Source organism: Meiothermus granaticius NBRC 107808, from assembly GCF_003574355.1.
In the GTDB taxonomy this organism is placed as follows: Bacteria; Deinococcota; Deinococci; order Deinococcales; family Thermaceae; genus Meiothermus; species Meiothermus granaticius.
In genome coordinates, this window is record NZ_QWLB01000004.1 from 69065 (window position 1) to 95390 (window position 26326).

Below are 26326 nucleotides of genomic sequence, written 5' to 3' on the forward strand. Positions count from 1 at the left end.
AAAGTTTAAGGGATAGCTCTATTCCAGGGTACCCACCGCTTGCTCGGCTACCCTGACCAGTTCCCCGGTGCGAATCAGCTCGCACAGGCGCAACAGCTCGGGCTTCAGGTAGCGGTCGCGGTCCAGGTGGGGAATCTCCCGGCGGATGCGCCGCCAGACCGCCTCCACGCCCCGGCCGGGGCGCAAGGGGGCGTGGAAATCGAGGGCCTGGGCCGCCGAGGCCAGCTCGATGGCCAGCACCCAGAGGGTGTTCTCGAAAATGCTGCGGGCCTTGCGAGCCCCGATGGTGCCCATGGAAACATGGTCTTCCTGGTTGGCGCTGGTGGGGATGGAGTCCACCGAGGCCGGGTGTGCCAGCACCTTGTTCTCGCTCACCAGGGCGGCGGCGGTGTACTGGCTGATCATCAGCCCGGAGTTCAGGCCGCTACCCTCGGCCAGAAAAGCCGGTAGGCCCGAGAGGGCGGGGTTGAGCATCTGTTCGATGCGGCGCTCGGCGATGTTGGCCAGCTCGGCCAGGGCGATACCGGCGTAGTCGGCGGCCAGGGCCAGGGGCTGGCCGTGGAAGTTGCCCGCCGAGAGGGTGCGCCCTTCGTCGGGCAGCACCAGGGGATTGTCGGTCACGCTCTGCATCTCCCGCCGTACCACCTCGAGCACGTGTGCAAGGGCGTCGCGGCTGGCCCCGTGTACCTGGGGGGCGGCCCGCAGGCTATAGGCGTCCTGAATCTTGTCGCAGTCTACGTGTGAGCGCATGATTTCGGAATCCTGCAATAGCTTGCGGACGTTGGCGCTGGTGGCGGCCATGCCGGGGTGGGGGCGCAGCCGGGCCACGGCCTCGTCGAAGGGGCGGTGGCTCCCCTTGAGGGCCTCCACGCTCATGGCCACGGCGATATCGGCGGTTTTGAGCAGTACCTCGGCGTCCAGGAGCAAGAGGGCCAGCAGGGCGGTCATGGCCTGGGTGCCGTTGATCAGGGCCAGGCCCTCTTTGGCCTGGAGCACGAGGGCCTCCACCCCATAGGCCCGCAGCACCTCGCCCATAGGCTGCACCCGGCCCTGGTGCAGCACCTCGCCCTCGCCAATCAGCGGCAGGCACATATGGGCCAGGGGGGCCAGGTCGCCCGAGGCCCCCACCGAACCCTGCGAGGGCACCAGCGGGAGGATGTCCTGGTTCAAAAACCACAAAAGCCGCTCCACCACCTCCACCCGCACCCCGGAGTAGCCCAGGGCCAGGCTCTGGGCCCGCAACAGCAGCATGCCCCGCACCACTTCGGCGGGGAACGGCTCCCCCACCCCAATGGCGTGCGAGAGCAGCAGGTTGCGCTGCAATAGCTGCAAGTCCTGGGGGGCAATCCGCACCGAGGCCAGCTTGCCAAAGCCGGTGTTGAGGCCGTAGACCGGGGCCTCCTGGCCCACCAGCTCCTCCACAAAGGCCCGGCAGCGTGCCAGGCGCACCCTGGCGGCCTGGCTCAGGCTCACCGGCGCCTGCGCCCGCACCACCCGGCCAAAATCCGCCAGAGTCAGTTCCCGATCGAGTTCCAGCATGTGTGCCTCACTTGAGTACCGGCATCGCCGGGGGCCGATGGCCCTTCACTTGAGTACCGGCGTTCGCCGGGGGCCTAGCAGCCCTTCACTTGACCTAAGCCCGGCTTAGGTTGTATATACAAGCTAGAGGATAAACCGTGAAATACCTGCGCGTCAAGGAAGCCGTCTTGCAGGAGCTGGGCAAGGCCACCCCCGGGTTTCCCCTTTCGGAAAACAGCCTGGCCCGGCGCTTCGGGGTGAGCCGCATGACCGCCCGCAGGGCCTTACAGGAGCTGCAGCAGGAGGGCTACCTCTCGAGGCGGCAGGGCAAGGGGAGCTTTCCCACCGAGCGGCGCTTCAGCCAGGGCTTTCTGCGGGTGCGCCCCTTCTACGAGTTCGCCCGCGCCCAGGGGGCTACCCCTAGAACCCAGGTGCTAGCCGCCGAACTGCGCCCCACCCCGCCGGAGGTAGGCCAGAAGCTGGGGGTGCCCGAGGCCCTGTATGTAGAGCGGCTGCGCTTCCTGGACGACGAGCCGGTGCAGCGCGAGGTGCGCTACCTGCACCCGGCGCACTGCCAGGATCTGCTACGGCACGACCTGACCCGTGAATCCATCCATGACCTACTGGTTCACACCCTGGGCCTGCCCCTCACCAGGGTCTGGCAGCGACTGGAGGCGGTGGCCCTGCCCGACCCCCTGGCTACCCTGCTGGAGCAACTCCCCAATGCCCCGGCGCTGCGCCTCGAGCGCCTCACCTACACCTTTGAAACCCCCATCACCTGGGTGGAGTACCTGATGCGGGCCGACCGCTACTACCTCGAGGACACCTTCATACCCCAAGGAGAACGACCATGACCTACAAAGCCCCCCTAGGCCCCCGTACCGCCAAAGGCTGGATTCAGGAAGCCGCCAAGCGGATGCTCCTCAACAACCTCGACCCCGAAGTGGCCGAGAAACCCGACGAACTGGTGGTGTACGGCGGGCGCGGCAAAGCGGCCCGCAGCCCCCAGGACCTGCAGCGCATTCTGGCGGTGCTCGAGCGGCTCGAGAACGACGAGACCCTCCTGGTACAGTCCGGGCGAGCGGTGGGCGTGTTCAAAACCCAACCTCTAGCTCCCCGCGTGATTATTGCCAACTCCAACCTGGTGCCCCAGTGGGCTACCTGGGAGGAGTTTGACCGGCTCGACCGGCTGGGCCTGATGATGTACGGTCAGATGACCGCCGGAAGCTGGATCTATATCGGCACCCAGGGCATCTTGCAGGGCACCTACGAAACCTTTGCCGCCGCCGCCCGCAAGCACTTTGGCGGCTCACTAAAGGGCACCCTCACGGTCACGGGCGGGCTGGGGGGCATGGGCGGGGCCCAGCCCCTGGCGGTCACGCTGAACGGCGGGGTGGCCCTCTGCGTGGAGATTGACCCGGAGCGCATCGGGCGCCGCCTGGAGACCCGCTACCTGGACCTGCGGGCCGACTCCCTGGACGAAGCCCTCCGGCTGGCCGAGGAAGCCAGGCGCAAAGGTCAGGCCCTCTCCATTGGCCTCCTGGGCAATACGGCGGAGGTGCTGCCGGAGATGGTACGCCGGGGCTTCACGCCGGAGCTGGTGACCGACCAGACCAGCGCCCACGACCCCCTGTACGGCTACATCCCCATCCTGAAAGCCGACGAAGACCCGGCCCTCCTGCGCCAGCGAGACCCCCAGGGCTACAAGGAACGGGTCCTGCACGACATGGCCACCCACTGCCGGGCCATTGTGGAGATGCAGAATAAGGGCGCGGTGGCCTTCGACTACGGCAACAACCTGCGGGCTTTTGCCAAACTGGGGGGCTTCGCGGAAGCCTTCAGCTACCCCGGCTTTGTGCCGGCCTTCATCCGCGACCAGTTTTGCGAGGGGCGGGGGCCTTTTCGCTGGGTGGCGCTCTCGGGCAAGCCTGAGGACATTTACAAAACCGACCAAGCCATGATGAAGCTCTTCCCTGACGATGAGGGTCTGCACCGCTGGCTGAGGGAGGGCGTTAGGAAGTTCAAGTTCCAGGGCCTGCCCGCCCGCATCTGCTGGCTGGGCTACCGGGAGCGCGACCAGGCCGGTCTGCTGTTCAACGAGATGGTACGGAAGGGCGAACTCGAGGCCCCCATCGTGATTGGCCGCGACCACCTCGACGCAGGCTCGGTGGCCTCCCCTTACCGTGAGACCGAGGCCATGAAGGACACCTCCGACGCGGTGGCCGACTGGCCCATCCTGAACTTTGCCCTGAACGCGGTCTCGGGGGCGGCCTGGGTCAGCTTCCACCACGGTGGTGGGGTGGGCATGGGCTACAGCCTGCACGCCGGGCAGGTCACGGTAGCCGACGGTAGCGAGGAGGCCGCGTACCGGCTCGAGCGCGTCCTGACCAACGACCCCGGTACTGGGGTGATGCGCCACGCCCATGCGGGCTACGAAGAAGCGAAGGAAGTGGCAAAAAATCGAGGCTTAGACCTCGCAGGCTGGGAGAAGGAGCAATAGTCCCTCCCCCCTAGCAGAGGTGAGCCGAAGGTGAATGCCATTGACATGGCCTCGTGCACGTTTACGAGTTCCGCGAACTCGACCCCTCACCCCAACCCTCTCCCACAAGGGGAGAGGGAACTAAGGGCACTATGAATCAAGTCTTTGTCGGGATATCTGAGCTGTACACGCCCCAGAATAGGCTCGAGCGTGCTGCTTTCGCCGTCCAGGATGGGCGTTTTGTCTGGGTGGGGGCCGAGGCCGAACTGCCGGAGGCCTATCACCTCTGGCCCCGCACCGACTTGGGCGGGCATGGGGTGCTGCCAGGCCTGGTGGACGCCCACACGCATCTGGTTTATGGCGGTGACCGGCTGGGCGAGTACCTGCAACGCGCCAGGGGCGAAAGCTACGAGGCCATTCTGGCTGCGGGGGGCGGGATTTATTCAACGGTGCGGGCCACCGATGCCGCTTCGGAAGATGAATTGTACGAGTGGGCGCAAGCTCGAGCCCAAATCTTCCTGACCCAAGGGGTAACCGCCATAGAAATCAAGAGTGGCTACGGCCTCCTTCCCGAGGCCGAACTCAAGATGCTGCGGGTCATCCGGCGGCTCGAGGAACACCTACCGCAGCATGTGTTCGCCACGCTCCTGGCACACGTGATCCCCAAAGGCTGGGAGCGGGAAAAGTACGTGGAGATGTTTTGTCAGGAACTCATCCCCGAAGTAGCCAAAACCGGGCTGGCCGAGGCGGTGGACGTGTTCTGCGATGAGGGCGCATTCACCCTGGACGAAACCCGGCGAATCCTGGAGGCGGCCCTTTCGCATAACCTTCGGATCAAACTCCACGCCGAACAGATCGCCCACACCGGAGCCACCCGGCTGGCGGCGGCGCTGGGCGCACTCTCGGCGGATCACCTCGAGCAAACCACCCCCGCCGACTGGGAAGCCCTGGCCCAAAGCGGCACGGTGGGCACGGTACTCCCCGGCGCGGCGGTCATCCTGCGCAAGCCCTTCCCCAATGCCCGGGCCATGTGGGATGCGGGCGTGAGGGTGGCCATTGCCACCGACCACAACCCCGGCAGCAGTCCGCTGTATAGCCCCTGGCTGGGCATGCAACTGACCGCGTCCCTCGGGCGGCTTTCCCTCGAGGAAGCCTTGCTGGCCCATACCGAAAACGCAGCCCTGGCCCTGGGGCGGGCCGATTTGGGGAAGATTGAGCCCGGAGCCCGGGCCGACTTTGTGGTGGTGGACTCCCCCCATGCCCTCATGCCGCTATACCATTGGGGCCATACCCCAATTCACGCGGTCTATGTGGGCGGCAGACCGGTTTTTCCTACCGGCTGAGGGCCCTGGTTCCTCTGGTACACTCACTTTGGCCGTGAGCACAGTACAGGTTCGAGATACTTTTGTAGAGGTTCCAGGCGGCCTGGTCTTTGTGCGGCAGTGGGCTACGGGCCAGCCCCAAAAGGCCCCCCTGGTGCTGCTGCACGACTCCCTGGGGTCGGTGGAGCTCTGGCGCGGGTTTCCGGCGGCCCTGACCCAGGCCACCGGACGCACGGTGTGGGCCTATGACCGCCTGGGTTTTGGACGGTCCTCGCCCCGAACCGAACCGCCTTCGCTGGACTTTATCCTCGAGGAGGCCCAGACCTACTTCCCCGCCATCGCCGCGAGGCTCGAGCTAGACCCGTACATCCTCTTTGGGCACAGCGTAGGGGGCGCCATGGCCCTGTGCATCGCCGCCCATCAGCCCGGTCGCTGCCGCGCTGTGATTACCGAGTCGGCCCAGGCCTTTGTGGAAGAGCGCACCCTCGAGGGCATCCGGGCCGCCCAGCAGGGCTTCCAGAACCCCGCCCAGTTCGCCCGCCTCACCCGCTGGCACGGCGAAAAAGCCCGCTGGGTGCTGGAAGCCTGGACAGGCGTTTGGCTCTCGCCCGCGTTTCGGGGCTGGACGCTAGACCCCTGTTTGCAGGCGGTTCACTGCCCCGTGCTGGCCCTGCACGGCGACCGCGACAAGTATGGCTCGGTGGCCTTCCCAGAGCGCATCGTACAGGGGGTGCAGGGCCCCGCCCGCCTGGAAGTGCTGCATGAGTGCGGCCACGTACCCCACCGGGAAAAGGAGCCCCTGGTGCTGGGGCTGGTGGGGGATTTCCTGCGAAACAAATAGCGCACTTCACAGACCCTGCCGTCCATCCAGGCGGGCACTATGGTGTCCAGGACAAGGTCTTTTTGAGGGAGGAGCGCTCTACGAGCGGCGCTGAAACTCGACCGATGGCCTACCCTCGAGAAGACCCACGACGGAGATGTCTTCATCAATCTTGGGCCAGTGAATACCTTCTCCCTGGCCGAGCAACTCATACTCGGCGCGCTCCTGCGGACTGGCCTTTGCCAAGCGAGGGAACCAAACAATAGGTACAGCCAAGCGACGACCATCAGAAAGCGTGACGATAAGCTCATCGTCGGTACACTCGACAGCGCTGGCAAGAATCGGTTTAGCGGTCAAAAAACTCATCCCACGCCTCCTCAAACGTTACCCTGTTTTCCTCCACAAGCTCGAGCAGCTTTGAGAGCTCCTGCGCTGAGAAGCCGCTGCTGCTGGCATAGGCCACAGGTTTAAGCCAAAACTTCGCCAAAGCATGGTCTCGCTGAACATGGATATGAGCAGGCTCGTCATTCTCGTTGGCATAGAAGAAAAATCTGTAGGGACCATGCCGCAAGACCGTAGGCACACAGTTATTTTAGCCCATAGTTAATGGCCTGCTAAAAAAGAATCTCGTACAGGCTACTGTTCATCCAGTGAGCCATACATCGCAATTCTGGATGCTCATCGAGCCTCAAAACACACCAGGAATTAGCTCAATCAGTGCACCTAACTTCAATGATGCGATCTTTATGATGAACGCTCCAACAACCTCACCCAGCAGGCGGGGCAGGCTCACTCCTCGGGGGACTCGATTTCGCACAACCGATCCGTCGTCGAGTCCCCTCAGAACATGACCCCCTTCCCGTTCACCTCGACCCCGTGATGATGACCCTGGTCCGTGATGAAGTGCCACACCAGGGTAGGGATAGGGATACCCTACATTGGACATGATTTGGGTCGCCGGACGTGACCTGCTCCAGCGCGTGGGCAGCCTCGGTCATGCGGCGGAAAGACTCCTGGTATTCCAAATTGAGTTGACCTTTACCTTGGCAGCGTGTAGATTAGAGGGCGGTTTGCCGAAATCCCCCAGGGGATTCTTCGGAGTTAAAGCGAGGATTCTAACAATGGCCAAGCACCCTGTACCCAAGAAAAAAGTCTCCAAGTCACGGCGCGATATCCGCCGGGCTGCGGTCAGCACCCTCACCGCCCCCACCCTGATCAAGTGTGCCAACTGCGGCGCGCAAATCCCGCCCCACACGGTCTGCCCCTCTTGCGGCTACTACGGGGGCAAGCAAATCCTAGAAATCGAAGCCTAGGCCCGGAGAAGGGTCATCGCCGGGCTGGCTCCCAAAGGCCAGCCCGGTATACTTTTAGGGTTATGGCCATACACGCGCACACCCTCCGTTGCAGTCTCAACCGCTCGAGCCGGGGTCCTTGGGAGGCCCGATGAACACCGGCATCCTGGCCCTGGGCACCTATGCGCCCCAGCGGGTGATGAAAAACGGGGAGTTCGAGAGCTTCCTCGAGACCTCCGATGAGTGGATCTCCAGCCGCACAGGGATCAAGGAGCGGCGGGTCTCGGCCCCAGACGAGTACACCTCGAGCATGGCCTTCAAGGCGGTGGAGAATCTGATTCACCGGCACGGGGAGCAGGCTTTAGAGGGCGTGGACCTGGTGATCGTAGCCACCAACACCCCCGATGCCCTGTTCCCCGCCACCGCTTGCCTGGTGCAACAGCGCTTCAACCTTAAAGCCGGCGCCTTTGACCTGCTGGCGGGCTGTCCGGGCTGGGGGTATGCCATCGCTCAAGCCCACGCCAGCGTCAGCGCAGGCCTGGCCCGAAAGGTGCTGGCCATCGGGGCCGAGGCCCTGACCAAGATCATGGACTGGAACGACCGCAGCACCGCGGTGCTCTTTGGCGATGGGGCCGGGGCAGCGGTGATCGGGCCGGTGCCCGAGGGGTATGGGTTTAGGTCCTTTGTGCTGGGTTCGGATGGGAGCGGGGCCAAGGAGCTGGCCATGGGCTGTGTCAATCCCCAGTTTCCTGACGGCAGCCCGATGCCGAAATCGGTGTATATGAACGGGCGTGAGGTCTTCAAATTTGCGGTGCGGGTGATGAATACCGCCAGCCTCGAGGCCATCGAGAAGGCCGGTCTGCGCAATGAAGACATCAAGTTCTTCGTGCCCCACCAGGCTAACGCCCGGATCATCGAGGCCGCCCGGGAACGGCTCGAGCTGCCCCCTGAGCGGGTCTGGGTCAATGTAGACCGCTACGGCAACACCTCCACCGCCAGCATCCCCATCGCCCTGCAAGAGGCCGTGGATGCCGGGCAGATCCAAGACGGTGACCACATCCTTCTGGTGACCTTCGGGGCCGGGCTGACCTGGGCGGCCAGTGTGCTGACCTGGTGGAACCCTCCCACCGCCCCAAACCTGCTCGAGCAAGGAGACCGGGCATGATCGCTGCGCTTTTTCCCGGACAGGGCTCGCAGGAAATCGGCATGGGCCAGGCCCTCTACGTGGCTTCGCCCGCGGCCCGGGAGGTTTTAGATCGGGCCGAGCAGGCCTTACCGGGGCTCCAAGCCCTGATGTGGGAAGGTCCCGAAGATGCGCTCAGGCTGACCGCCAACCAACAACCGGCCCTACTGGCCGTGGGGTATGCGGCCTTTCGGGCTTATCTGGAAGCCGGTGGGGCTGAACCCCGCTTTGCAGCGGGACATTCTCTGGGGGAGTGGACGGCCCACGTGGCCGCAGGAACCCTGGGGCTCGAGGAGGCCCTGCGGCTGGTGCGCAAACGCGGAGAGTACATGCAGGAAGCAGTTCCGGTGGGTGCGGGAGCCATGGCGGCAGTGCTCAAAATCCCGGCCCAGACCCTACAGGAGGTAATTGCCGGAATTGAAGGGGTGGAGATCGCCAACCTCAACTCCCCCGAGCAGACCGTGATTTCCGGTACCGCAGAGGGGGTGGCCAGGGCCAGCGAGCAGCTCAAGGCGCATCGGGCCCGGGTGGTGCCGCTCCAGGTCTCAGCCCCCTTTCACTCCTCCTTGATGAAGCCCGCTGAAGTACGGCTGGCCCATGATCTGGCTGAGGTTCGGTTCTCGGCCCCGCGGTTTCCGGTGTATTCCAACGTGCTGGCCCAACCCGAGCAGCGCCCAGAGGTTATCCGCGCGCTGCTGCTCGAGCAGATCACCCGACCGGTGCGCTGGGTAGAGACCTTGCAGCACCTGAAGGCCCAAGGTGTGATGCGGTTTCTCGAGTTCGGCTCCGGCAAGGTGCTCACCGGGCTGGTGGGGCGGACCCTGGAGGGGGTGGAGGCCCGGAGCCTGACCAATCCTCAGGAGGTCGCCGAGAGCCTGCGGTCGGTCCAGAGCTAAAGCCATTGCAGCATTCAGGGGGATATCTATGCGAAAAGCGCTGGTTACCGGTTCATCGCGCGGCATCGGCCGAGCCATCGTGCTCGAGCTGGCCCGCCAGGGAAACGCGGTGGTGGTTCACTACGGCAGCAACCGTTCAGCTGCCGAGGCCGTGGCCGAAGAAGCCCGCGCCCTTGGGGCGGCCGAGGTGGTCCTGCTCGGAGCGGATGTCTCCAAGCCCACCGAAGCCGCACGGCTGGTGGTCGAGGCAGGGGCCGCGCTGGGGGGGCTCGAGGTGTTGGTCAACAACGCCGGGATCACCCGCGACACCCTGCTGATCCGCATGAAGGACGAGGACTGGGATACGGTGATCCAGACGAACCTGACCGGGGTCTTTCACACTACCCGCGAGGCGGTCAAGCTGATGATGAAGGCCCGCTGGGGACGCATTATCAACATCACCAGTGTGGTGGGCCTTCTGGGCAATCCGGGTCAGGCCAACTATGTGGCCGCCAAAGCCGCCCTGATCGGCTTCACCAGGTCGGTGGCCAAGGAATACGCCACCCGGGGCATCACCGTGAACGCAGTGGCGCCGGGATTCATCGAGTCGGACATGACCTCCAAGCTGCCGGAGGCGGTTCAGGCTGAGTATCTCAAGCAGATTCCGACCGGGCGCTTCGGAAAACCTGAAGAGGTGGCCCAAGCGGTGGCCTTTCTGGCCTCCGAGGGCGCCGCTTACATCAACGGCCAAACCCTGTGCGTAGACGGCGGCCTGACCCCCCACTGAGGCGTGGGTTAGGGGGTTGGCCCGCGCCTCATCCCTGGCCCCTGTGGTAGAATCCCCCATCGGAGACTTATGACCCCTTGTGGGGGGCCTCGAGACACAACCGAGGGGACTCCACCGCAGTCCAAATGGAGGACGTATGGCGATTCTAGATGACGTAAAGGAAGTAATCGTGGACAAGCTGGGCGTGGATGGGGACAAGGTGGTGCCCGAGGCCCGCTTTATCGAAGACCTGGGGGCCGACTCCCTGGACACCGTAGAGCTGATCATGGGGCTCGAGGACAAGTTCGGGCTGGAAATCTCGGACGAGGAAGCCGAAAAGATTCGAACCGTCCAGGACGCCATCAGCTTCATCGAGAGCAAGAAGAGCTGAGCGCTCCAGGCCAAAAGCCGAGGGCCCAAGCCTTCGGCTTTTTTGTTTCGCCCTCCAGCTTGCGGGGTTTCACCTTCGGCTATAATCTTTCCTATGCGTCGTGTCGTTATCACCGGGCTGGGCCCGGTTGCCCCTAACGCGGTTGGAGCTGAGGCCTTCCACCAAGCTCAGCTCGAGGGCCGCTCCGGCATTGGCCGAATTACCCGTTTCGACCCCTCTCCCCTGCGCTGTCAGATCGCCGGGGAGGTCCAGATCGCCCCTGAGGAATACCTCGACAAGAAGGAGATGCGCCGCCTGGACCGCTTCGTCCAGTTGGCGCTCATCGCATCCGAGCTGGCCCTGAAAGACTCCGGGCTCGAGCTCGAGCGGGAAGACCTCACCCGGATCGGCACCCTGGTCGGCAGCGGGATCGGCGGCATGGAAACCTGGGAAACCCAGTCCAGGGTTTTCATTGAGCGCGGGCCCGAGCGGCTTTCGCCCTTCTTCATCCCGATGATCATCGCCAATATGGCCTCCGGCCAGCTGGCCATGCGCTACGGGTTTATGGGTCCTTCCTCTACCTCGGTCACGGCCTGCACCACCGGCGCTGACGCCATTGGGAATGCCTTTCGGGTCATCCAGCTCGGCGAGGCTGAGGTCATGGTGACCGGGGGCAGTGAGGCCGTAGTCACCGCCATGGCCATGGGCGGGTTCGATGTGATGCGGGCCCTTTCCACGCGAAACGATGCGCCCACCCAAGCCAGCCGTCCCTTCAGCGCCAGCCGCGATGGCTTCGTGCTATCGGAGGGGGCGGCCATCGTGGTGCTCGAAGACTACGAACACGCCAAGGCTCGAGGCGCCAAGATCTACGCGGAGCTGGTCGGCTTTGGGCGCAGCGCCGATGCCTATCACATCACCGACCCCCACCCCGAGGGCACCGGAGCCGCCTTGTCCATGCAGCGGGCCATGCAGGATGCCAAGATCAACCCTGAGCAGGTGGGATACGTCAACGCCCACGGAACCTCCACCCCAGTAGGCGACCGAGCCGAGACCCTGGCCATCAAAAAAGTCTTTGGGCCGCACGCCTACAAGCTGGCGGTTTCCTCCACCAAGAGCATGATCGGGCACCTGTTGGGAGCCGCCGGGGCCATCGAAGCCATCGCCAGCGTGCAGGCCTTGGTCTCAGGGATCCTGCCCCCGACCATCAACCTCACCGACCCCGACCCTGAGCTCGACCTCGACTACGTCCCCAACACCCCCAGGGAGCAGCCGGTGCAGTACGTGCTCTCCAACTCTTTTGCTTTCGGCGGGATGAACGCCACGCTCGCGTTTAAGCGCATCTGAGCCAGCCCCCGAAGGTTTGGGTAGAATCAGGCATGTCTATCCAATCGCACTTCCCTGCCCTCGCCTCCGGCTTTAGCTTTCTCGACAACGCTGCGGGCGCACAGGTTCCCAAGGAGTGTATCCAGGCCATCTCGAGCTTCCTCTCCAGCGCAAGCTGCAACGTGGGGATGCCCTATCCGGGTTCCCAAGCCGCCACCCAGGTCAAGGAACAAGCCCGCAAGCAGACCGCGGAGTTCTTGAACTGCAAGCCCTCCGAGGTGGCCATCGGCCCAAGCGCCACCGCCCTGACCTTCCAGCTCTCGCGGGCCCTGGCCCGGTTGTGGGGGCCAGGGGATGAGGTGGTGATCTCCGAGCTCGAGCACGAAGCCAACGCCAGCCCTTGGCGAAACCTCGAGGCGGCCGGAGTGACGGTAAAGCTCTGGAAAGCCCGCTGGGACGAGGGGGGGCGGCTCGAGCCCGCCGACCTCAGGGCCCTGGTAAGCCCCAAAACCAAGCTGGTGGCCATCACCAGCGCGGCCAACTCCCTCGGCACCACCCCGGATGTGGCCGCCGCCGCCGAGATTGCCCACTCGGTAGGGGCCTGGGCCATCACCGATATGGTGCACTACAGCCCCCACCACCTCCCGGATGTGCGACAAACCGGCGTGGACCTGGCTTTTTTCTCGGCCTACAAGGTCTTTGGGCCGCATATGGCCTTTCTCTACGTGCGCGAGGAGCTGATCCCACGCCTTCCCACCGATAAGCTGTGGTTTATTCCAGAGGATAGCCTGCTCAAGTTCGAGCCCGGAACCAACAACCACGAGGGCCTGGCCGGGTGGCTGGGGACCCTCGAGTACCTGCGCAGCGCCCTTGGGGACGGTTTGTCAGGGCGTGAGGGGCTACTGCGCGCCTATCGGCGCATCGAGGCCATCGAGCGGCCCTTGGTGGAGGAAACCCTAGAGCGCCTGCAGCGCATTCCCGGCCTGAAGCTCTATGGGATGCCAGGAGCCGAGGGGCGGGTGGGCACGTTTTGCCTCAACCTCCAAGACCAAGCCCCCCTCAGCGTGGCCCAGCGTCTGGCCCAGGTAGGGGTGGGGGTGGCGGCTGGGGACTACTACGCCACCCTGCCCATGCAGGCTCTGGGGCTGTGGCCCGACGGAGCGGTGCGGGTCTCACTGGCTCACTACACCACCCCAACAGATCTCGACAAGCTGATCGCAGGCCTCCAGGGGAGCGACTAACCCCAGTGGGAGCCCTAGATCACCTCGAGCAGGTAGGTCACCATATAGATCTCCCGCTGCTGAAAGCGCTCCCGCAAGACCCCTTTGAACCGCCGGAAAAACTCCCGGTTCTCCGGGGTATCCTCCACATCCACGGTGAGGAGGAATAGATCGTCGTCGTAGGGCCTGCCGTCCTCGCTCCGCCACACCCCGAGGATGGAGTTGGGGCTATAGGACATGGCCCCAAACCGCTCGATGACATCCCGCAAGGTTTGCTGTAGGGTTTGGGTGTCCTGCACCAAAATCGAGCGCCCATCGTTATGGCGAATGGGGAGCAGGACCTCGTAACGGCGCTTGGTCATGGCTCGGGCTGGGGGGCTCGAGGTTCAGGAGGCTTGGCGCAACCGGGCTTCCTCGAGGGCTTTGAGCGGCTTGTCCAGATGCGGCAGGTCGAAGGTCAGGTCGTGTACCCCAGAGCCCGGCAGCTCGAACATCAGATCCATCATGGCCTTCTCAATCACCGCCCGCAGGCCACGTGCCCCGGTGGCGCGCTTCAGGGCCCGACGGGCGATCTCCCGCAGCACCCCCGGGGTGAAGCGCAGCTCAATCCCCTCCATGCGCAGGAGCTCCTGATACTGCCGCACCAGCGCCCCCTTGGGCTCGGTGAGGATGCGCACCAGGGCTTCCTCGTCCAAGGCCTCGAGGCTCACCACCACCGGCAGGCGGCCCACAAACTCGGGGATCAGGCCATAGCGCACCAAATCCTCCGGGATCACCTCGGGCTTCTCCTCGCTGCGCTTGGGCCGGGCAAATCCGATGGGGTTTTGGTCTACCCGGCTCAGCACGATGCGCTCGAGGCCGTCAAAGGCCCCGCCCAGAATGAACAGGATGTTCTTGGTGTTGATGCTGATAAACTCCTGGTGGGGATGCTTGCGCCCCCCCTGGGGGGGCACATTGGCGACCGTGCCCTCGACGATCTTGAGCAGGGCCTGCTGTACCCCCTCACCCGAGACATCCCGGGTCAGGCTGGGGTTCTCCGATTTCCGGGCGATCTTGTCGATCTCATCAATGTAGATGATGCCCTTTTCCGCGGCCTGCACATCAAACTCGGCAGCTTGCAGCAGGCGCAACAACACATTCTCCACATCCTCGCCCACATATCCGGCCTCGGTGAGGGTGGTGGCGTCGGCGATGGCGAAGGGCACATCCAGCATGCGGGCCAGGGACTCCGCCAGAAGGGTCTTGCCGGTACCGGTCGGGCCAATCAGCAGCACGTTGGACTTCTGCACCTCGGCCTCAGGGTGCAGGAGTCGCTTGTAGTGGTTGTACACCGCTACCGAGAGGGTCTTCTTGGGGGTTTCCTGCCCAATCACGTACTGATCGAGGAAGGCCTTGATCTCGGTGGGCTTGGGCAGGTGGCTCGGCCCAGCAAAAGCGGCCTTAGACTCGTTCTCGAGCAGCTCGCGGGCCCGCGTGATGCACTCATTGCAGATAAACACTTCCCCCAGAGGAGACTCGATCAGGTGGGCCACCTCCGGGTGTTTGCGGCCACAAAAGCTACAGGTGGGCTTGTTACGCCTCACGCGAGACCACCTGGTCAATCAGGCCGTATTCCTTGGCCTGCTCAGCGCTCATGAAGTAATCGCGGTCGGTGTCCTTTTCCACCTTCTCCACCAACTGCCCGGTGTGCTTGGCCAGGATCTCATTGATGCGCCGCTTATCCTTGGCCAGATCCTCAACCCGGATCAGCAGGTCGGAGATCTGCCCCCCCATCCCGCCCTGTACCCAGGGCTGGTGAATCATGACCTTGGCGTTGGGCAGGGCATAGCGCTTCCCCGGAGCCCCAGCTGCCAGCAGGATGGCCCCGAAGCTGGCCGCCAGCCCCACACAGATGGTCGAGACTGGGGCCTTCACAAACTGCATGGTGTCGTAGATGGCCAGGCCAGAGTTGACCTCCCCCCCAGGGCAGTTAATGTACAAACGGATGTCCTGATTGGAGTTCTGTGCGTCAAGGAACAACAGCTGGGCCACCACGGTATTGGCCACGCTCGAGTCTATAGGGGTGCCCAGAAAGATGATGCGGTCCTTGAGGAGGCGGGAGTAAATGTCGTAGACACGTTCTCCACGAGCGGTCTGTTCGATGACGTAGGGGACTACCATATCGGCTCCATTCTAGGCCTCAGGAAAGAGCTGAGGGGGAATCAGGGCACATACACCGCAGCCCAGCCCCGGGTGGGTGAAACGGGGCTCGAGCTAACCCGCCCTGGCTTCAACCTTCTCGAGGGCCTGCAGCAAGGCCTTATCATAGAGTTGCTGCAGGCGTAGGCGCTCGAGGGTGCCCTTCTCCAGCTCGTTTTGTAGGCGGGCCGGGGTGGTGCGGTACTGCCGGGCCAGCTCCCCCAGGTAGGCATTCCACTCCTCTTCGCTGAGCTGGGTGCCCAGTTGCTCGGCCAGCCCCTCCATCGCCAGCGAGCGACGGATACGTTTGGTGGCGCTCTGGCTGAGGTTTTGCTTGAACTCCTCGAGCTTGCCCTGCTTTTCCAGGTCGGCGATGTAGGTGTTGAAGTCTACCTTTTGCTCCTTGAGGTCTTCCGCCAAACTCTCCAAAAGGCTGCGCTCCTCGCTGGCCTGCAAGGCAGGGGGGATCTCAACCTCGAGGCCCTCAGCAATCTTGTCCAACAGCTGGTTGGCCTTGGCGTTGCGGGCCTGCTGGGCAAACTGCGCCTGTAGGCTTTCACGCACTTTGGTGTGCAGGGCAGCCAGGTTGTCCTCGCCTACGGTCTTGGCAAACTCATCGTCAAGCTCGGGAAGCTGCAGGCTTTTTACCTCCAAAACCTTGGTAGGGATCTCCCGAACGACCGTATCGCCGTCTTTGACTGGGACCAAGGTCTCTTCCCCAGCCTTCTTGCCCAGCAAGGCTTCGCGCACATGGGGCTGGGCCTTTTCCATGTTGACCGGGAAGCGCCCACCATCATCGGTTTCGATGAAAACCTGATCCTTCTCGCCGATCTCGCGCTCGACCGGGACCATCTCGCCATAGCGGGTACGCAGATCCTCCATGGCCTGATGGAATATCTCGTCGGTGACCTCAGGGGTCTCCCCCTCGAGGGTGAAGCCCTCCCAGTCGGGCAGCTTGGCCTCGGGATAATTCTCCACCTCCACGGTGTAGGTGAAGGGCTGACCAAAGGTGAGGTTTTGCTCCACCACCCGCGCCGCCACCGGGAGCAGCTTGAGCTCCTTGGCCGCCTCAGGAAAGCTCTGGTCGCGCAGGTGCTCCTTCACATCCTCCAAGAGGGCTTCACGGCCAATCTTGGCCTCGATCACCTTAGCCGGGACCTTGCCGGGGCGAAAGCCTGCCACTTTGACCTGTGAGGCATAGTCAGAAAGCACGTGCTGGTAGGTCTTCTCCACTTCCGAGGCCGGAACCTCGACCCTTACTTTTACGCGGTAGCCTTCGCGTTCTAAAATCTCTGCCACAGTACACCTCGAGTCCAGACAGCGCGGGTGCGCGTCACCAAGCAAACAGTGTACAACCCTGGATGCGTTTTGAGTACGGCCCCATCCTAAACCAAAAGCCCTAGCGAGCTAGGGCTTTTGGGTCCTGGTGCGCGGAGGGGGACTTGAACCCCCACACCTTGCGGCACGAGATCCTAAGTCTCGCGTGTCTACCAATTTCACCATCCGCGCGCACCGCCACAGGTGAAGGCAAAAGCGAGTGTACACGAGATTCAAAGCCGCTGCAAGAAGAAAGCCTGGTATCTCGACCAGGCTTTTTGGGGTGAGTGATGGGACTTGAACCCACGACCCCTGGTTCCACAGACCAGTGCTCTAACCGGCTGAGCTACACTCACCACACTCCACAACACCGGTACAGCACCCGCTATTGTAGGCGCGAGCCGGTAGGGCGTCAAGATTTCCCCGCGTTGACGCCCCACCGAGCCGACCTCTATACTCGCAGCCAAGGTGCCTAACAAACGTTCGGAAGAACCCCACCCCGCCCCTTCCTCAGAGCGCCGAGACGAAATCCTCGACGCAGCCGGACAGCTCTTTAGCCAGCATGGGTTCCACGCCACCTCTATGCGCGACCTGGCTCGAGCGGTAAATCTGCAGGGTGGAAGCCTCTACGCCCATATAGACTCCAAAGAGGAGCTGTTGTTCGAGCTTGTGAACCGCGCCGCAGCCCGGTTCATCGCTATGGCCGAGGCCGTCCCCCCTACCCTGACCATCCGCGAACGCCTCGAGCGGCTGGTGGAGGGCCACCTCGAGGTCATCGCCGAGGAGCTGGGGAGTGCTACGGTCTTTTTCCACGAGTGGAAGTTTCTGAGCCCGGCCCTCCAGGCCAAGGTCAAGGCCCTGCGCGACCGCTACCAGGCCTATTGGCTCGAGGTCATTGGGGAGGGGGTGCGGCGGGGGGAGCTCGAGGTAGAGGACGTGCACACTGCCACCCTCTTCGTGCTCTCGGCCCTCAACTGGACCTACCAATGGTATCGCCCGGGTGGCCGGCTCAGCCTGGAAGGGCTCTCGAGGCAGTACGCCCAGCTAATTCTTGCTGCACTCAGGGCCAAATGAGAGGAGGCCCAACCAAAAGCAGGCCTACCGGCCTGCTTCGGTGAAATCCAGCCTTATTTTTTGCTGCGCTTGTAGCTGTCGCCAAACTTTTTCTGGAACTTCTCCACCCGGCCCTCGGTATCGAGGAAGCGCTGTTGGCCGGTCCAGAAGGGGTGGTTACCGCTCCAAACCTCGACGTGGATCTCTGGGCGGGTGCTGTAGGTTTCCATCACCACCTGCCCGTTGCAAACAATCTTGCAGGGAACCAGTTTGGGGTGAATCTTCTCTTTCATCGCGTCTCCTCGGCACGGATTTGGCCGTGCAGCCTTTCTTGGCCCATCCGCTCAGGCAGCGGACAACCTGGTTAGTGTAACAGGTGGGGCCGAAGGGTTCAAGACAGCCGGGGCCATACGGTAGAATCGCTGGCAATGACACGTGGAGTTCGTGGAGCCATCACCGTTGAGGAAGACAGCCGAGAAGCCATTCTAAGCGCCACGCGCGAGCTGCTACAAAAGATGCTCGAGCTCAATCACATCGGCAGCTTCGATGAGATCGGGGCGATGATCTTTACCCTGACCGATGACCTCTCGGCCTGCTTTCCCGCCGAGGCTGCCCGGCAGCTTGGGATGGGGAAGGTTCCCCTAATCAACTCGCGTGAAATTCCGGTTCCGGGGGCCTTGCCCAAGGTGATCCGGGTCATGATGCTGTGGAACACCGACCTGCCCCAAGCGCAGGTCAAGCACGTCTACCTGCGGGAAGCGGTACGGCTGCGCCCGGACCTCGAGTCAGCCCAGTAGGGCGTTATCGCACCTTGGCCCCAGGGGGCAGATCCTTCTCTGGGCTTACCACCACCACGTTTCCCGCCGCATCCTCTCCGGCCAGGATCATGCCCTGGCTCTCGATGCCGCGCAGTACCGCGGGTTTGAGGTTGGCCACCAGCACCAGCTTGCGGCCCACCAAGCTCTGAGGGGCATACCACTGTGCGATTCCCGAAACCACCTGCCGGGTATGGTCGCCCACGTTCAGCGTGAGCACCAGCAGCTTGTCGGCCTTGGGGTGCTTTTCGCATTTCACCACCTCAGCCACCCGCAGCTCGACCTTGGCGAAGTCCTCTAGGGTGATGAGACCGTTGGGGGCTTGGGGCTCGAGCGCCTCCGCCTCGGGGGTTGGGGCGGGTTTGGCCTCGAGCTTGGGGAACAGAATGGGGGCCTCCTGGGGAATTCGGGTGCCCTGGGGGGACAGGCCCCAGGTCTCGGTCTGCGCCAGGGTGAACCCCCCCAGGCCCAGGGCTGCGCGGAGCTCCTTGGCTTTGGTGGGCAGGGCCGCCTCGAGGGCCACACTGGCAATCCGCAGGCCCTCTACCACGGTGTAGAGGACATCTTCCAACTCCTTCAGGCGGGCCGGATCCCGGGCCAGCTCCCAAGGCTTGGCGTCGTTGACAAACTTGTTCAGGCTGCGTACGTACTGCAGCGCCTCCTCCAGGGCCAGGTGCAGCTTCAGCTCATCCACGTAAACCCGAACTTTCCCGGCCAAGGCCACCCCATGGCGGGCGATTTCGGAGTCAGCTGGGGAGGGCGCGGGCAACACCCCACCGCAGTACTTGAGCAGCATGGTGCGCACCCTCGAGAGCAGATTGCCCAGGTCATTGGCCAGATCGGCGTTTAAGCGCTGGACCACAATCTCCTCGCCAAAAGGGCTATCGGAGCCCAACGAGGTATCGCGCAGCAAGGCGTAATGCACCGCATCCACCCCGAACTTGTCCAGGAGGACCACCGGGTCAATCGCATTGCCCAGGCTCTTCCCCATCTTGCGCCCATCCATGGCCAGGATATGCCCATGAACCACCAGCCGCTTGTAAAGGGGCAGCCCGGCGGATTTCAGCATGGTGGGCCAGAACACCGCGTGGGGTTTCAGGATGTCCTTGCCGATTACGTGCCAGGCGTGGGGCCAATACTTCTCGAAAATCCCCCGGCTGGCCAGCGAAGAGGCGTAGGCCAGGAGCGCATCGAACCACACGTAGGTCACGTGCTGATCATCCCAGGGGATGGGAATTCCCCAGGGCACTCGGTCTTTGGGCCTCGAGATGCTGAGGTCTCCAATGGGCTCTTTGAGCATCTCGAGCACCTCATTGCGGTAGGCCACCGGCTGAATTAGCTCCGGGTGCTCCTTGAGGTACTCCACCAGCCAGGGCCGGTACTTCTCCATGCGGAAGAAGTAGTTGGCCTCCTTGCGCAAAATCGGGGGTTCGGAATCCCCAGGCAGCACCCCCCCTACCAGCTCTTTTTCGGTGACGAACCGCTCCGAACCTACCGAGTACAGCCCCTCGTATTCGGCGTAGTAGATATCCCCAGCGTCGTATACTTTCTTGAGGACCTCCTGCACGTACTTGCGGTGGCGAGGGGAGGTGGTGCGGATGTAGTCATCGTAGCTGATCTCGAGCCGCCGGTAGATGGGCTGGAACAGCTCCTCCGAGACGTAATCCACAAATTTCTGTGGTTCCTGCCCGGCATTTTTGGCCGCTCGAGCAATCTTCTCGCCGTGCTCATCGGTACCGGTCACAAAGTTGGTGTCATACCCGTCCAGACGGTGAAAACGGGCCAGGAAATCGGCGATGATTTTCTCGTAAACGTGGCCGATATGGGGGGCCGCGTTGGCGTAATCAATCGCGGCGGTTTCGTAAAAGATCTTGCTCACAGTATGCCTCTCCAACTTTCAACAAAAAACGGGATGCACCCGCACCCCGCCGATAGGCCAACCGAGCCCTACCGCCGGGACCTCCTCTTCATTCGCGGTTCTACCCTAGCCATAAACCCTATCCTAATGGGCCCGGCTGGGCTTTGGCAAGCCGAGGAAGTTTATACTATTTTTCACGATATCTGCCTTCGTGAAAACCTTATAAACTCGAGTCCATACGCTCTACCCCGGCCTCGCTGGCCACATAAGCCCTCCGGGCCATTCCAGGAAATAAGCCGGTCTCCACCACCCCCACCAGGCCCTTAAGCTGGGCGTGGAGCTGGGCAGGTTCTTGGATGGGGGACACCCGCAGCTTGACCGCGAAATTCCCCCCATCGGTGACAAAGGGAACCCCCTGGCTCATCCAAAGCTGCGGCTCCCCAAAGGCCTCGAGCCGCTTCAGCGTTACCCGGTACCCAAAGGGCACGATTTCCAGGGGCAGAACCCCCCGCCCCAGCCGCTCCACCCGTTTGGTGTGGTCGGCGACCACCACAAAAAGCCGGGCGGTCTGCTCCACGATCTTCTCCCGCAGCAGGGCCCCACCCAACCCCTTGATGAGGTTAAGGCGGGGGTCAATCTCGTCGGCCCCGTCTATGGCCAGATCCACCCCGGAAGGATCGAGCTCCATCAGGGGAATCCCCTGCGCGGCGGCCAGCCTAGCCGTCGCCTCGGAGGTGGGAACCGCCCGGATGTCCCGCAGCTCTCCTTCACGCAGTTTGCGGCCTACCTCGAGCACCGCATACTTCGCGGTGGAGCCCGTACCCAACCCCACCACCATCCCCGATTCAATGTGTTGCACCGCGGCCAGGGCAGCCTGCTGCTTATACGTCTCGAGGTTTTCCATAGCGCGGAGGCAACCTCAGAAGAAGGCCCCTAGGCCCGCTGCAGTCCCCCCAAAGCCTCGGCCACCTCCAGGGCATGCCCCTCAGGGCTGACCTTTTCCCAGACTTTGGCCACCCGACCCTGAGGGTCAATTAGGAAGGTCTGCCGCAGAACCCCCTCGTACTCCCGGCCAAAGGTATTCTTCTTGCCCCAAGCGCCGTAGCGCTGGATGGTCTGGGCGGTAGGATCGGCCAGCAGAGGGAAATTAAGGCCATACTTCCCGTGAAACTTGCCGTGGCTTTCCACATCATCCGCGCTCACCCCCAGCACGACGGCCCCCATCTCCTCCAGGCGGCCCCGCTCATCGCGGAAGCTACACGCCTCTTTGGTGCAGCCAGGGGTGTCGTCCTTGGGGTAAAAGTAGAGCACTACCCATTTTCCCTTGTAGTCGCTCAAGTGGTGAATTTTTCCGTTCTGATCGGGCAGGCTAAAGCTCGGGGCGGGGTCTCCAGGGTGTACCATAGGCGGTATCATACCGGTTACAATTCAGCAGAAGATGTTACCTAAACCTCAAGTGCCGTTCCCGGTTTCCTCTGACCACCGGGTACGGCCTGATCTGGTGCGGCTCGAGGGGCCGCCGTTTCTTCTGGACTGTGAGTATCCGCGCTACCGTGCCGCCAAGCTCGAGGCCTTCGGCTCCGAGCCCTCGAGCGCCCTGCTCTCCCCTGCCCATCAGCCCTCTAAGGTCTCGGCCGCGCTGGAGGGGCTGTGGTCGCAGCTTCCGCAGGCCCCAGGGGAGGACGCCGGGTCGATCCCCCCCACCTCCGCCCTGCTCGAGTTCGGCAAAGCCGCCGCCCTGCGGGTTCAGGAGGATCTGGTACTGATGCACGGGACCCAGCTCGAGGCCCTCTGGGTCTGTTTCCCCAGCCACTGGAACCCGCTTGATAAAATCGGGCGTAGCTTCGCCGAGATCCACACCCCGGTGCCGCACAGCGAACGGCTCCAGGCCGCCCAGCACAATGTCGCCCGGGCCATGAGCCAGAAGGGCCCCTTCGTGCGCTATGTCTGGGGCCTGACCTTTGACCCGGCCCTCTCGGCCCATCCCCATCGGCCTACCCGGCTGAGCGGCCCGCAGGTCTACTTCCGCACTGAGCGCCAGGTGACCCTGCCCCTACCGGAGCTCGAGCGGAGCTGGTTTTTGATCCGGGTCTATGTGGTGCCGGTGGAACGGGTAGCCCACACCCCGGAGCGCCGGGCCGCGCTGCGCCACGCCCTACAAACCCTGCCCGAGGCCCACCGCACCTACAAGCCCGCAACCGTGGCGGCCCATGCGTGGCTCGAGGCCCAGGGATTTTTCCGCTAGCCCAGCTTGTACCCGAATCGGCGCAACAGCTCCTTGCGCCAGGTCACCTCTTCCTCGGTCTCAACCCCCAGCGGTTTGTGCCCGTCCAATACCCCCAGGATGCCGCGCTGATCCTCTTGCTCCGCCACAATCACGCTGAGCGGATTGGCGGTGGCGGCAAAAATGCGCACCACCTCCGGGCAAGCCTTCACCGCATGTAGCACATTGATGGGGAAAAACCCTTCTCCCAACATCACAATGAAGCTATGCCCGGCCCCGATGGCCTCCGCGTTCTTCACCGCCAGCTCCACCAGCTCAGGAGCGGTACCGCTGCGGCGGATCAAGCGCTTCCCCGAGGCCTCACAGAAGGCCAGCCCGAACTGGATTCCAGGGACCGCGGTTACCAGGGCTTCGTGGAGATCCTCTACGGCTTTGATGAAATGGGCCTGACCCAGGATGACGTTGAGGTGATCCGGTTTCTCAACCCGGACGGTCTGGAGTTCCATAGGGAGAGTGTACCGCTTACTTGGGCACCGTCACTTTGACCAAGTCGATGGTACCCCCATCCGGGGTGGCATAACGTACAATCCCCACCCCAGGGACGTAGTAGATCTCCACCACCACACTGCCTCCATCCCCGGTCACGGTGGAGGTCCGCAGCACATAGGCGTTGAATCGCCCTGCCGGAACGTTCACCCCCTCGATCCGGCTGACCTCGCCCAAAAGGGCCACCGTCTGCCCTCCCAGCATACTCTTCCCCCCCCAGCGAGTCCCCACGGTGAGGGGCGGGGCTGGATAGAGTTGCAGGGCCGGGGTATAGCGCTGAACGGTTTTCCCGATGATGAGCCCCTCGAGGTACACCCCCTGGTCAGGGGTATAGCGCAGGAGATCGGCCACCACCGGGCGCTTGGGATAGCGGTGCTCGAGCACCAAAAACCCCTCTTGTTGTCGGGAAAAAACCTGCTCCTCGCCAGAGGAATACAGCCAAGCATAGCCAATGCCGTTGGGATAGTAAGCCGGAGGGGCAGCAACTCCCAACGCCAGTCCTAGCAAAAGGGCCAAGGCACGCTTCATGGCTTCAACTGTACTCGAGCCCCTCTTCTCAGCCGGTTCATCTGGCCCTATTCCTCGCCCAGCTGGTGCCCCCGCAGCGTAGCGGCCTCGACCGCCTCCACCAGTGCCGCCCGCAGGCCCCGGGCCTCGAGGGCCGCCAGACCGTAAATGGTGGTCCCGCCAGGGCTGGAGACCTCATCCTTGAGCACCCCAGGGTGCTTCTTGCGCAGCAGCTCACCGGTGGCGATGAGCACATCTGCAGCCAGCCGTAGGGCCTGGGCTCGAGGAATACCCTGCTTAACCCCGCCATCCGCCAGCGCCTCCGCCACCACTGCGATATAGGCCGGGGCCGAGGCCGACATCCCGGTAAAGGCATCGAACAATCGCTCCGGCAGGTCATAGACATCCCCCACCGTGGCGAAGAGGGCCCGAGCAAACTCGAGGTCCCCGGCCTCTTCGGCTTCACGGGGGCCGGTCAGCGCGGTGGAACTCTTGCCGATGGTGGCCGCCAAGTTGGGCATGGCCCGCACCACCCGGCGCGTTCCTAGGCCGCGGCTGAGCACCGCGGTGGAAATTCCAGCCATGATCGAGAGGTATCCGGTGTTGGGGTGGGTGATTTGCGGGGCCAGCGCGGCGATGTCCTTGGGCTGCACCCCAATCAAAACCCGCTCGGCCTGACGCAGATCCTCCAGGCGCAACGCAATGACCCCATACTCCTGGGCGATTTCAGCAGTGCGCGGGGGGGTATCATAGACCCCAATCTCCTCCTTGGCCAAAACCCCCACCCGAAGGATGCCCTCGAGGATGCTCCTGCCCATCTTCCCGACCCCTACCAGTGCCAATCGCATAGGCAAGAGTGTACCCTGTCCTCCCGAAGGAATTCAGGGTGCGCCTGCATTAACCTCCCCCAAGCCGTACTATGGTTGGGTGCTGGTTTTGGCTTTGGATACCGCAACCCCTTACCTGGTGTTGGGGCTGCCCCACGCCGAGCGGGCTGTGCACCTGGGGCGTCGCCATGCCGAGGCGTTGTGGGCCGAGCTCGAGGATTTCCTGGCCCGTCACCAAGTCAGCAAGCATCACCTGGAGGGCATCGCCCTGGGGCGCGGTCCGGGTTCGTATACCGGGTTGCGGGTGGGGATTGCCGCCGGACTGGGGTTGGGGCGCGGGCTGGAAATCCCGGTGGTGGGGGTGGATACCCTGGCCGGGGTCGCCCTGCGCTACCAGGGGGAGGTGAGCGTGGCCCATACCGCCCGCAATGGGCTCGGCTACGCCGCCCACTACCGGGTTACGGGATCCTCCGCCCAGGAACTGCGAGCGCCGCAGCGGATTCGGCTGGCAGAATGGAGGCCCCTAGGCCGCCTCAGCCTGGATGAACCCCCCTCAGGACGTGCGCTGGCACGGCTGGGACAACAGGCCCTGCGCCGAGAGCAAACCGGGGTAGAAGGCCTGTACCTGTAGCCTGGAATGGGCACCCTCCCACTTACACCCCAGCGAAAGGCCTGTAGGCTATGGATTCGGTGACCTTAGCCGCTTACCATCGCCTCCATCCAATCCCTGTGCCGGGAGGGGAGCTGTACCTCAAAGCCGGGGCGCGGGGGTATGGCGACCCTCAGTACGAGCTGCTGGCCCAGCGGCTCGAGCCCCACGGGGAAGCGGCCCTCGATCTCAACCCTGGAATCGGGGTGATCAGCCAGGCCCTCCAGGCCTCGGGCCTATCCACCACGGCCATTGAACCCTCGAGGGCGGCCTTGCGCTGCCTGGAACAGGGTTTGGGAACAAAGGTGCGCATCCTGCGCGGCCTGCCCTGGGAGGCTCCGCCAGACTCCAGCGATACCGTGGGCCTGGTGCTGCCGGCCAATCGGGGCACCCGCTATGTCGAGCTCTCCCTACTGGGGGCCGCTCGAGCCCTGCGGCCGGGCGGGAGGCTGTGGATTTCTGGCAGCAAGGACCGGGGTTTCGAACGATACTTCAAATGGGCCCAGGAGCTCCTGGGGTATGGCGTCCTGCTCGAGCGCAGGGGAGCGGTACGGGTAGCGGTGCTCGAGAAGGAGCGCCCCACTCCACCCCTGGGAAGGGTATGGGAGGGGTTTGAAGCCGAGGTGTATGGGAAGCGCTTTGCTTTTCGCCACCTGCCAGGGGTGTTCTCGGCGGGGCATCTAGACCCAGGTAGCCAGATGCTCTTAGAGCACCTGCCCCCTGAACTCGACAGCGTGCTCGACCTAGGCGGAGGCTACGGCGCCCTGAGCCTGCCGCTGATAGACCGAGCCCGGGCGGTCACCCTGGTGGAAGACGACTGGGCCAGCGTCCTGAGCGCCGAGGCGAGCTTGCAGGCCAATGCGCTGGCAGCCAGTGTCTATCACTCCGATGTGGACGAAGCCTTGCCGGAAGGGCAGAAGTTCGCTATACTGTTAGCCAATCCCCCCTTTCATGTGGGGGGCCTCGTCGTGCTAGAAACCGCACGCGCATTTTTAGAGGCTGCTCAAGCCCGCCTGGAAAGGGGCGGGAGGTTTTATCTTGTGGCCAACCGATTCCTACCCTACGAACCCCTGCTTGCCGAAGGCTTCGCCCATGTCAGGACCCTCGCTGAGGGGAAGTATAAGGTCCTTCTGGCCTACTGACAGAGGTATCCAAGAGCAACCGCGTTGGAGGTGAATTAGCTT

Annotated in this window: 30 protein-coding genes and 2 tRNA genes; 16 read left to right on the forward strand and 16 right to left on the reverse strand. The window is 63.5% G+C overall.

Going from position 1 to position 26326, the window contains the following annotated elements:
- Positions 1 to 18: 18 nt before the first annotated feature.
- Complete coding sequence (gene hutH, locus Mgrana_RS02285; RefSeq protein WP_119355989.1) at positions 19 to 1539, reverse strand: histidine ammonia-lyase; 1521 nt, start codon at positions 1537 to 1539, stop codon at positions 19 to 21.
- Positions 1540 to 1676: 137 nt separating this feature from the next.
- Here hutH and Mgrana_RS02290 point away from each other — a divergent pair, with 137 nt between their 5' ends.
- From Mgrana_RS02290 to Mgrana_RS02305, 4 genes are all read left to right on the forward strand, one after another.
- The gene (locus tag Mgrana_RS02290; RefSeq protein ID WP_119355990.1) at positions 1677 to 2372 is read left to right on the forward strand and encodes a GntR family transcriptional regulator; all 696 of its coding nucleotides are present in this window, start codon (positions 1677 to 1679) and stop codon (positions 2370 to 2372) included.
- Positions 2369 to 4018 carry a urocanate hydratase gene (gene hutU, locus Mgrana_RS02295; protein WP_119355991.1) on the forward strand — a complete coding sequence of 550 codons (1650 nt, stop codon included), beginning with the start codon at positions 2369 to 2371 and terminating at the stop codon, positions 4016 to 4018. Before Mgrana_RS02290 ends, hutU begins: the two co-directional genes overlap by 4 nt.
- Before the next feature lie 131 nt (positions 4019 to 4149).
- Complete coding sequence (hutI, locus tag Mgrana_RS02300; protein ID WP_119355992.1) at positions 4150 to 5340, forward strand: imidazolonepropionase; 1191 nt, start codon at positions 4150 to 4152, stop codon at positions 5338 to 5340.
- 34 nt (positions 5341 to 5374) lie between these two features.
- On the forward strand, positions 5375 to 6160 hold the full coding sequence (locus Mgrana_RS02305; RefSeq protein WP_240631213.1) for an alpha/beta fold hydrolase: 786 nt from the start codon (positions 5375 to 5377) through the stop codon (positions 6158 to 6160).
- A 78-nt stretch (positions 6161 to 6238) separates the two neighbouring features.
- Here Mgrana_RS02305 and Mgrana_RS02310 read toward each other — a convergent pair whose 3' ends face one another.
- Positions 6239 to 6505: a DUF2442 domain-containing protein gene (locus Mgrana_RS02310; RefSeq protein ID WP_119355994.1), complete on the reverse strand. Its 267-nt coding sequence runs from the start codon at positions 6503 to 6505 to the stop codon at positions 6239 to 6241.
- Complete coding sequence (locus tag Mgrana_RS02315) at positions 6486 to 6722, reverse strand: DUF4160 domain-containing protein (RefSeq protein WP_119355995.1); 237 nt, start codon at positions 6720 to 6722, stop codon at positions 6486 to 6488. The genes Mgrana_RS02310 and Mgrana_RS02315 overlap by 20 nt, the downstream gene beginning before the upstream one ends.
- Positions 6723 to 7260: 538 nt before the next feature.
- On the opposite strand from Mgrana_RS02315, the gene rpmF reads away from it, so the two are divergent.
- The 7 genes from rpmF (at position 7261) to Mgrana_RS02350 (ending at position 13189) form a co-directional block, all read left to right on the forward strand.
- Entirely contained in the window at positions 7261 to 7452 is a 192-nt protein-coding gene (gene rpmF, locus Mgrana_RS02320) for a 50S ribosomal protein L32 (RefSeq protein WP_119356032.1), read from the forward strand.
- 130 nt (positions 7453 to 7582) lie between these two features.
- Positions 7583 to 8596, forward strand: a complete 1014-nt coding sequence (locus Mgrana_RS02325; RefSeq protein ID WP_119355996.1) for a beta-ketoacyl-ACP synthase III — start codon at positions 7583 to 7585, stop codon at positions 8594 to 8596.
- Positions 8593 to 9510, forward strand: coding sequence for an ACP S-malonyltransferase (fabD, locus tag Mgrana_RS02330; protein WP_119355997.1), 918 nt, complete (start codon positions 8593 to 8595; stop codon positions 9508 to 9510). The genes Mgrana_RS02325 and fabD overlap by 4 nt, the downstream gene beginning before the upstream one ends.
- A gap of 28 nt (positions 9511 to 9538) precedes the next feature.
- The gene (fabG, locus tag Mgrana_RS02335) at positions 9539 to 10276 is read left to right on the forward strand and encodes a 3-oxoacyl-[acyl-carrier-protein] reductase (protein WP_119355998.1); all 738 of its coding nucleotides are present in this window, start codon (positions 9539 to 9541) and stop codon (positions 10274 to 10276) included.
- Positions 10277 to 10412: 136 nt separating this feature from the next.
- On the forward strand, positions 10413 to 10646 hold the full coding sequence (gene acpP / locus Mgrana_RS02340; protein WP_119355999.1) for an acyl carrier protein: 234 nt from the start codon (positions 10413 to 10415) through the stop codon (positions 10644 to 10646).
- Positions 10647 to 10739: 93 nt separating this feature from the next.
- Entirely contained in the window at positions 10740 to 11969 is a 1230-nt protein-coding gene (gene fabF, locus Mgrana_RS02345) for a beta-ketoacyl-ACP synthase II (RefSeq protein WP_119356000.1), read from the forward strand.
- Positions 11970 to 12001: 32 nt separating this feature from the next.
- Positions 12002 to 13189, forward strand: coding sequence for a cysteine desulfurase-like protein (locus Mgrana_RS02350; RefSeq protein ID WP_119356001.1), 1188 nt, complete (start codon positions 12002 to 12004; stop codon positions 13187 to 13189).
- Positions 13190 to 13203: 14 nt separating this feature from the next.
- Here Mgrana_RS02350 and Mgrana_RS02355 read toward each other — a convergent pair whose 3' ends face one another.
- The 6 genes from Mgrana_RS02355 to Mgrana_RS02380 form a co-directional block, all read right to left on the reverse strand.
- On the reverse strand, positions 13204 to 13530 hold the full coding sequence (locus tag Mgrana_RS02355) for a hypothetical protein (RefSeq protein WP_119356002.1): 327 nt from the start codon (positions 13528 to 13530) through the stop codon (positions 13204 to 13206).
- Positions 13531 to 13554: 24 nt separating this feature from the next.
- Positions 13555 to 14751, reverse strand: coding sequence for an ATP-dependent Clp protease ATP-binding subunit ClpX (clpX, locus tag Mgrana_RS02360; protein ID WP_119356003.1), 1197 nt, complete (start codon positions 14749 to 14751; stop codon positions 13555 to 13557).
- A complete protein-coding gene (locus tag Mgrana_RS02365; RefSeq protein ID WP_119356004.1) occupies positions 14741 to 15328 on the reverse strand; it encodes an ATP-dependent Clp protease proteolytic subunit in 588 nt (195 codons plus the stop codon). Before Mgrana_RS02365 ends, clpX begins: the two co-directional genes overlap by 11 nt.
- Positions 15329 to 15421: 93 nt before the next feature.
- Complete coding sequence (gene tig / locus Mgrana_RS02370; RefSeq protein ID WP_119356005.1) at positions 15422 to 16645, reverse strand: trigger factor; 1224 nt, start codon at positions 16643 to 16645, stop codon at positions 15422 to 15424.
- Between the two features lie 125 nt (positions 16646 to 16770).
- Positions 16771 to 16855 (reverse strand) — tRNA-Leu (locus Mgrana_RS02375).
- An 87-nt stretch (positions 16856 to 16942) separates the two neighbouring features.
- A tRNA-His gene (locus Mgrana_RS02380) sits at positions 16943 to 17019 on the reverse strand.
- Between the two features lie 112 nt (positions 17020 to 17131).
- On the opposite strand from Mgrana_RS02380, the gene Mgrana_RS02385 reads away from it, so the two are divergent.
- A complete protein-coding gene (locus tag Mgrana_RS02385) occupies positions 17132 to 17737 on the forward strand; it encodes a TetR/AcrR family transcriptional regulator (RefSeq protein ID WP_119356006.1) in 606 nt (201 codons plus the stop codon).
- A gap of 53 nt (positions 17738 to 17790) precedes the next feature.
- On the opposite strand, the gene rpmE is transcribed toward Mgrana_RS02385, so the two are convergent.
- The gene (gene rpmE / locus Mgrana_RS02390) at positions 17791 to 18009 is read right to left on the reverse strand and encodes a 50S ribosomal protein L31 (protein ID WP_119356007.1); all 219 of its coding nucleotides are present in this window, start codon (positions 18007 to 18009) and stop codon (positions 17791 to 17793) included.
- A gap of 135 nt (positions 18010 to 18144) precedes the next feature.
- Here rpmE and aroH point away from each other — a divergent pair, with 135 nt between their 5' ends.
- Complete coding sequence (gene aroH, locus Mgrana_RS02395; RefSeq protein ID WP_119356008.1) at positions 18145 to 18513, forward strand: chorismate mutase; 369 nt, start codon at positions 18145 to 18147, stop codon at positions 18511 to 18513.
- Positions 18514 to 18517: 4 nt separating this feature from the next.
- Here aroH and metG read toward each other — a convergent pair whose 3' ends face one another.
- The 3 genes from metG to bcp all read right to left on the reverse strand — a co-directional run bounded on the left by metG (position 18518) and on the right by bcp (position 21793).
- A complete protein-coding gene (gene metG, locus Mgrana_RS02400) occupies positions 18518 to 20410 on the reverse strand; it encodes a methionine--tRNA ligase (protein ID WP_119356009.1) in 1893 nt (630 codons plus the stop codon).
- 199 nt (positions 20411 to 20609) lie between these two features.
- Positions 20610 to 21293, reverse strand: coding sequence for a ribose-5-phosphate isomerase RpiA (gene rpiA / locus Mgrana_RS02405; RefSeq protein WP_119356010.1), 684 nt, complete (start codon positions 21291 to 21293; stop codon positions 20610 to 20612).
- A gap of 29 nt (positions 21294 to 21322) precedes the next feature.
- Complete coding sequence (bcp, locus tag Mgrana_RS02410; protein ID WP_119356033.1) at positions 21323 to 21793, reverse strand: thioredoxin-dependent thiol peroxidase; 471 nt, start codon at positions 21791 to 21793, stop codon at positions 21323 to 21325.
- A gap of 34 nt (positions 21794 to 21827) precedes the next feature.
- Between bcp and Mgrana_RS02415 the strand changes: the two genes are divergently transcribed.
- Complete coding sequence (locus Mgrana_RS02415) at positions 21828 to 22634, forward strand: heme-dependent oxidative N-demethylase subunit alpha family protein (RefSeq protein ID WP_119356011.1); 807 nt, start codon at positions 21828 to 21830, stop codon at positions 22632 to 22634.
- Here Mgrana_RS02415 and Mgrana_RS02420 read toward each other — a convergent pair.
- The 3 genes from Mgrana_RS02420 to proC are packed head-to-tail and all read right to left on the reverse strand — an operon-like array spanning position 22631 to position 24514.
- Positions 22631 to 23119, reverse strand: coding sequence for an adenosine diphosphatase (locus Mgrana_RS02420; RefSeq protein ID WP_119356012.1), 489 nt, complete (start codon positions 23117 to 23119; stop codon positions 22631 to 22633). The two genes, Mgrana_RS02415 and Mgrana_RS02420, sit on opposite strands and share 4 nt — an antisense overlap.
- Before the next feature lie 16 nt (positions 23120 to 23135).
- A complete protein-coding gene (locus Mgrana_RS02425) occupies positions 23136 to 23687 on the reverse strand; it encodes a hypothetical protein (protein ID WP_119356013.1) in 552 nt (183 codons plus the stop codon).
- Positions 23688 to 23734: 47 nt separating this feature from the next.
- Positions 23735 to 24514 carry a pyrroline-5-carboxylate reductase gene (proC, locus tag Mgrana_RS02430; RefSeq protein WP_119356014.1) on the reverse strand — a complete coding sequence of 260 codons (780 nt, stop codon included), beginning with the start codon at positions 24512 to 24514 and terminating at the stop codon, positions 23735 to 23737.
- Positions 24515 to 24593: 79 nt separating this feature from the next.
- Here proC and tsaB point away from each other — a divergent pair, with 79 nt between their 5' ends.
- Both tsaB and Mgrana_RS02440 read left to right on the forward strand, forming a co-directional pair.
- The gene (tsaB, locus tag Mgrana_RS02435) at positions 24594 to 25124 is read left to right on the forward strand and encodes a tRNA (adenosine(37)-N6)-threonylcarbamoyltransferase complex dimerization subunit type 1 TsaB (RefSeq protein ID WP_186813108.1); all 531 of its coding nucleotides are present in this window, start codon (positions 24594 to 24596) and stop codon (positions 25122 to 25124) included.
- Between the two features lie 50 nt (positions 25125 to 25174).
- A complete protein-coding gene (locus Mgrana_RS02440) occupies positions 25175 to 26284 on the forward strand; it encodes a methyltransferase (RefSeq protein WP_186813109.1) in 1110 nt (369 codons plus the stop codon).
- Positions 26285 to 26326 lie beyond the last annotated feature (42 nt).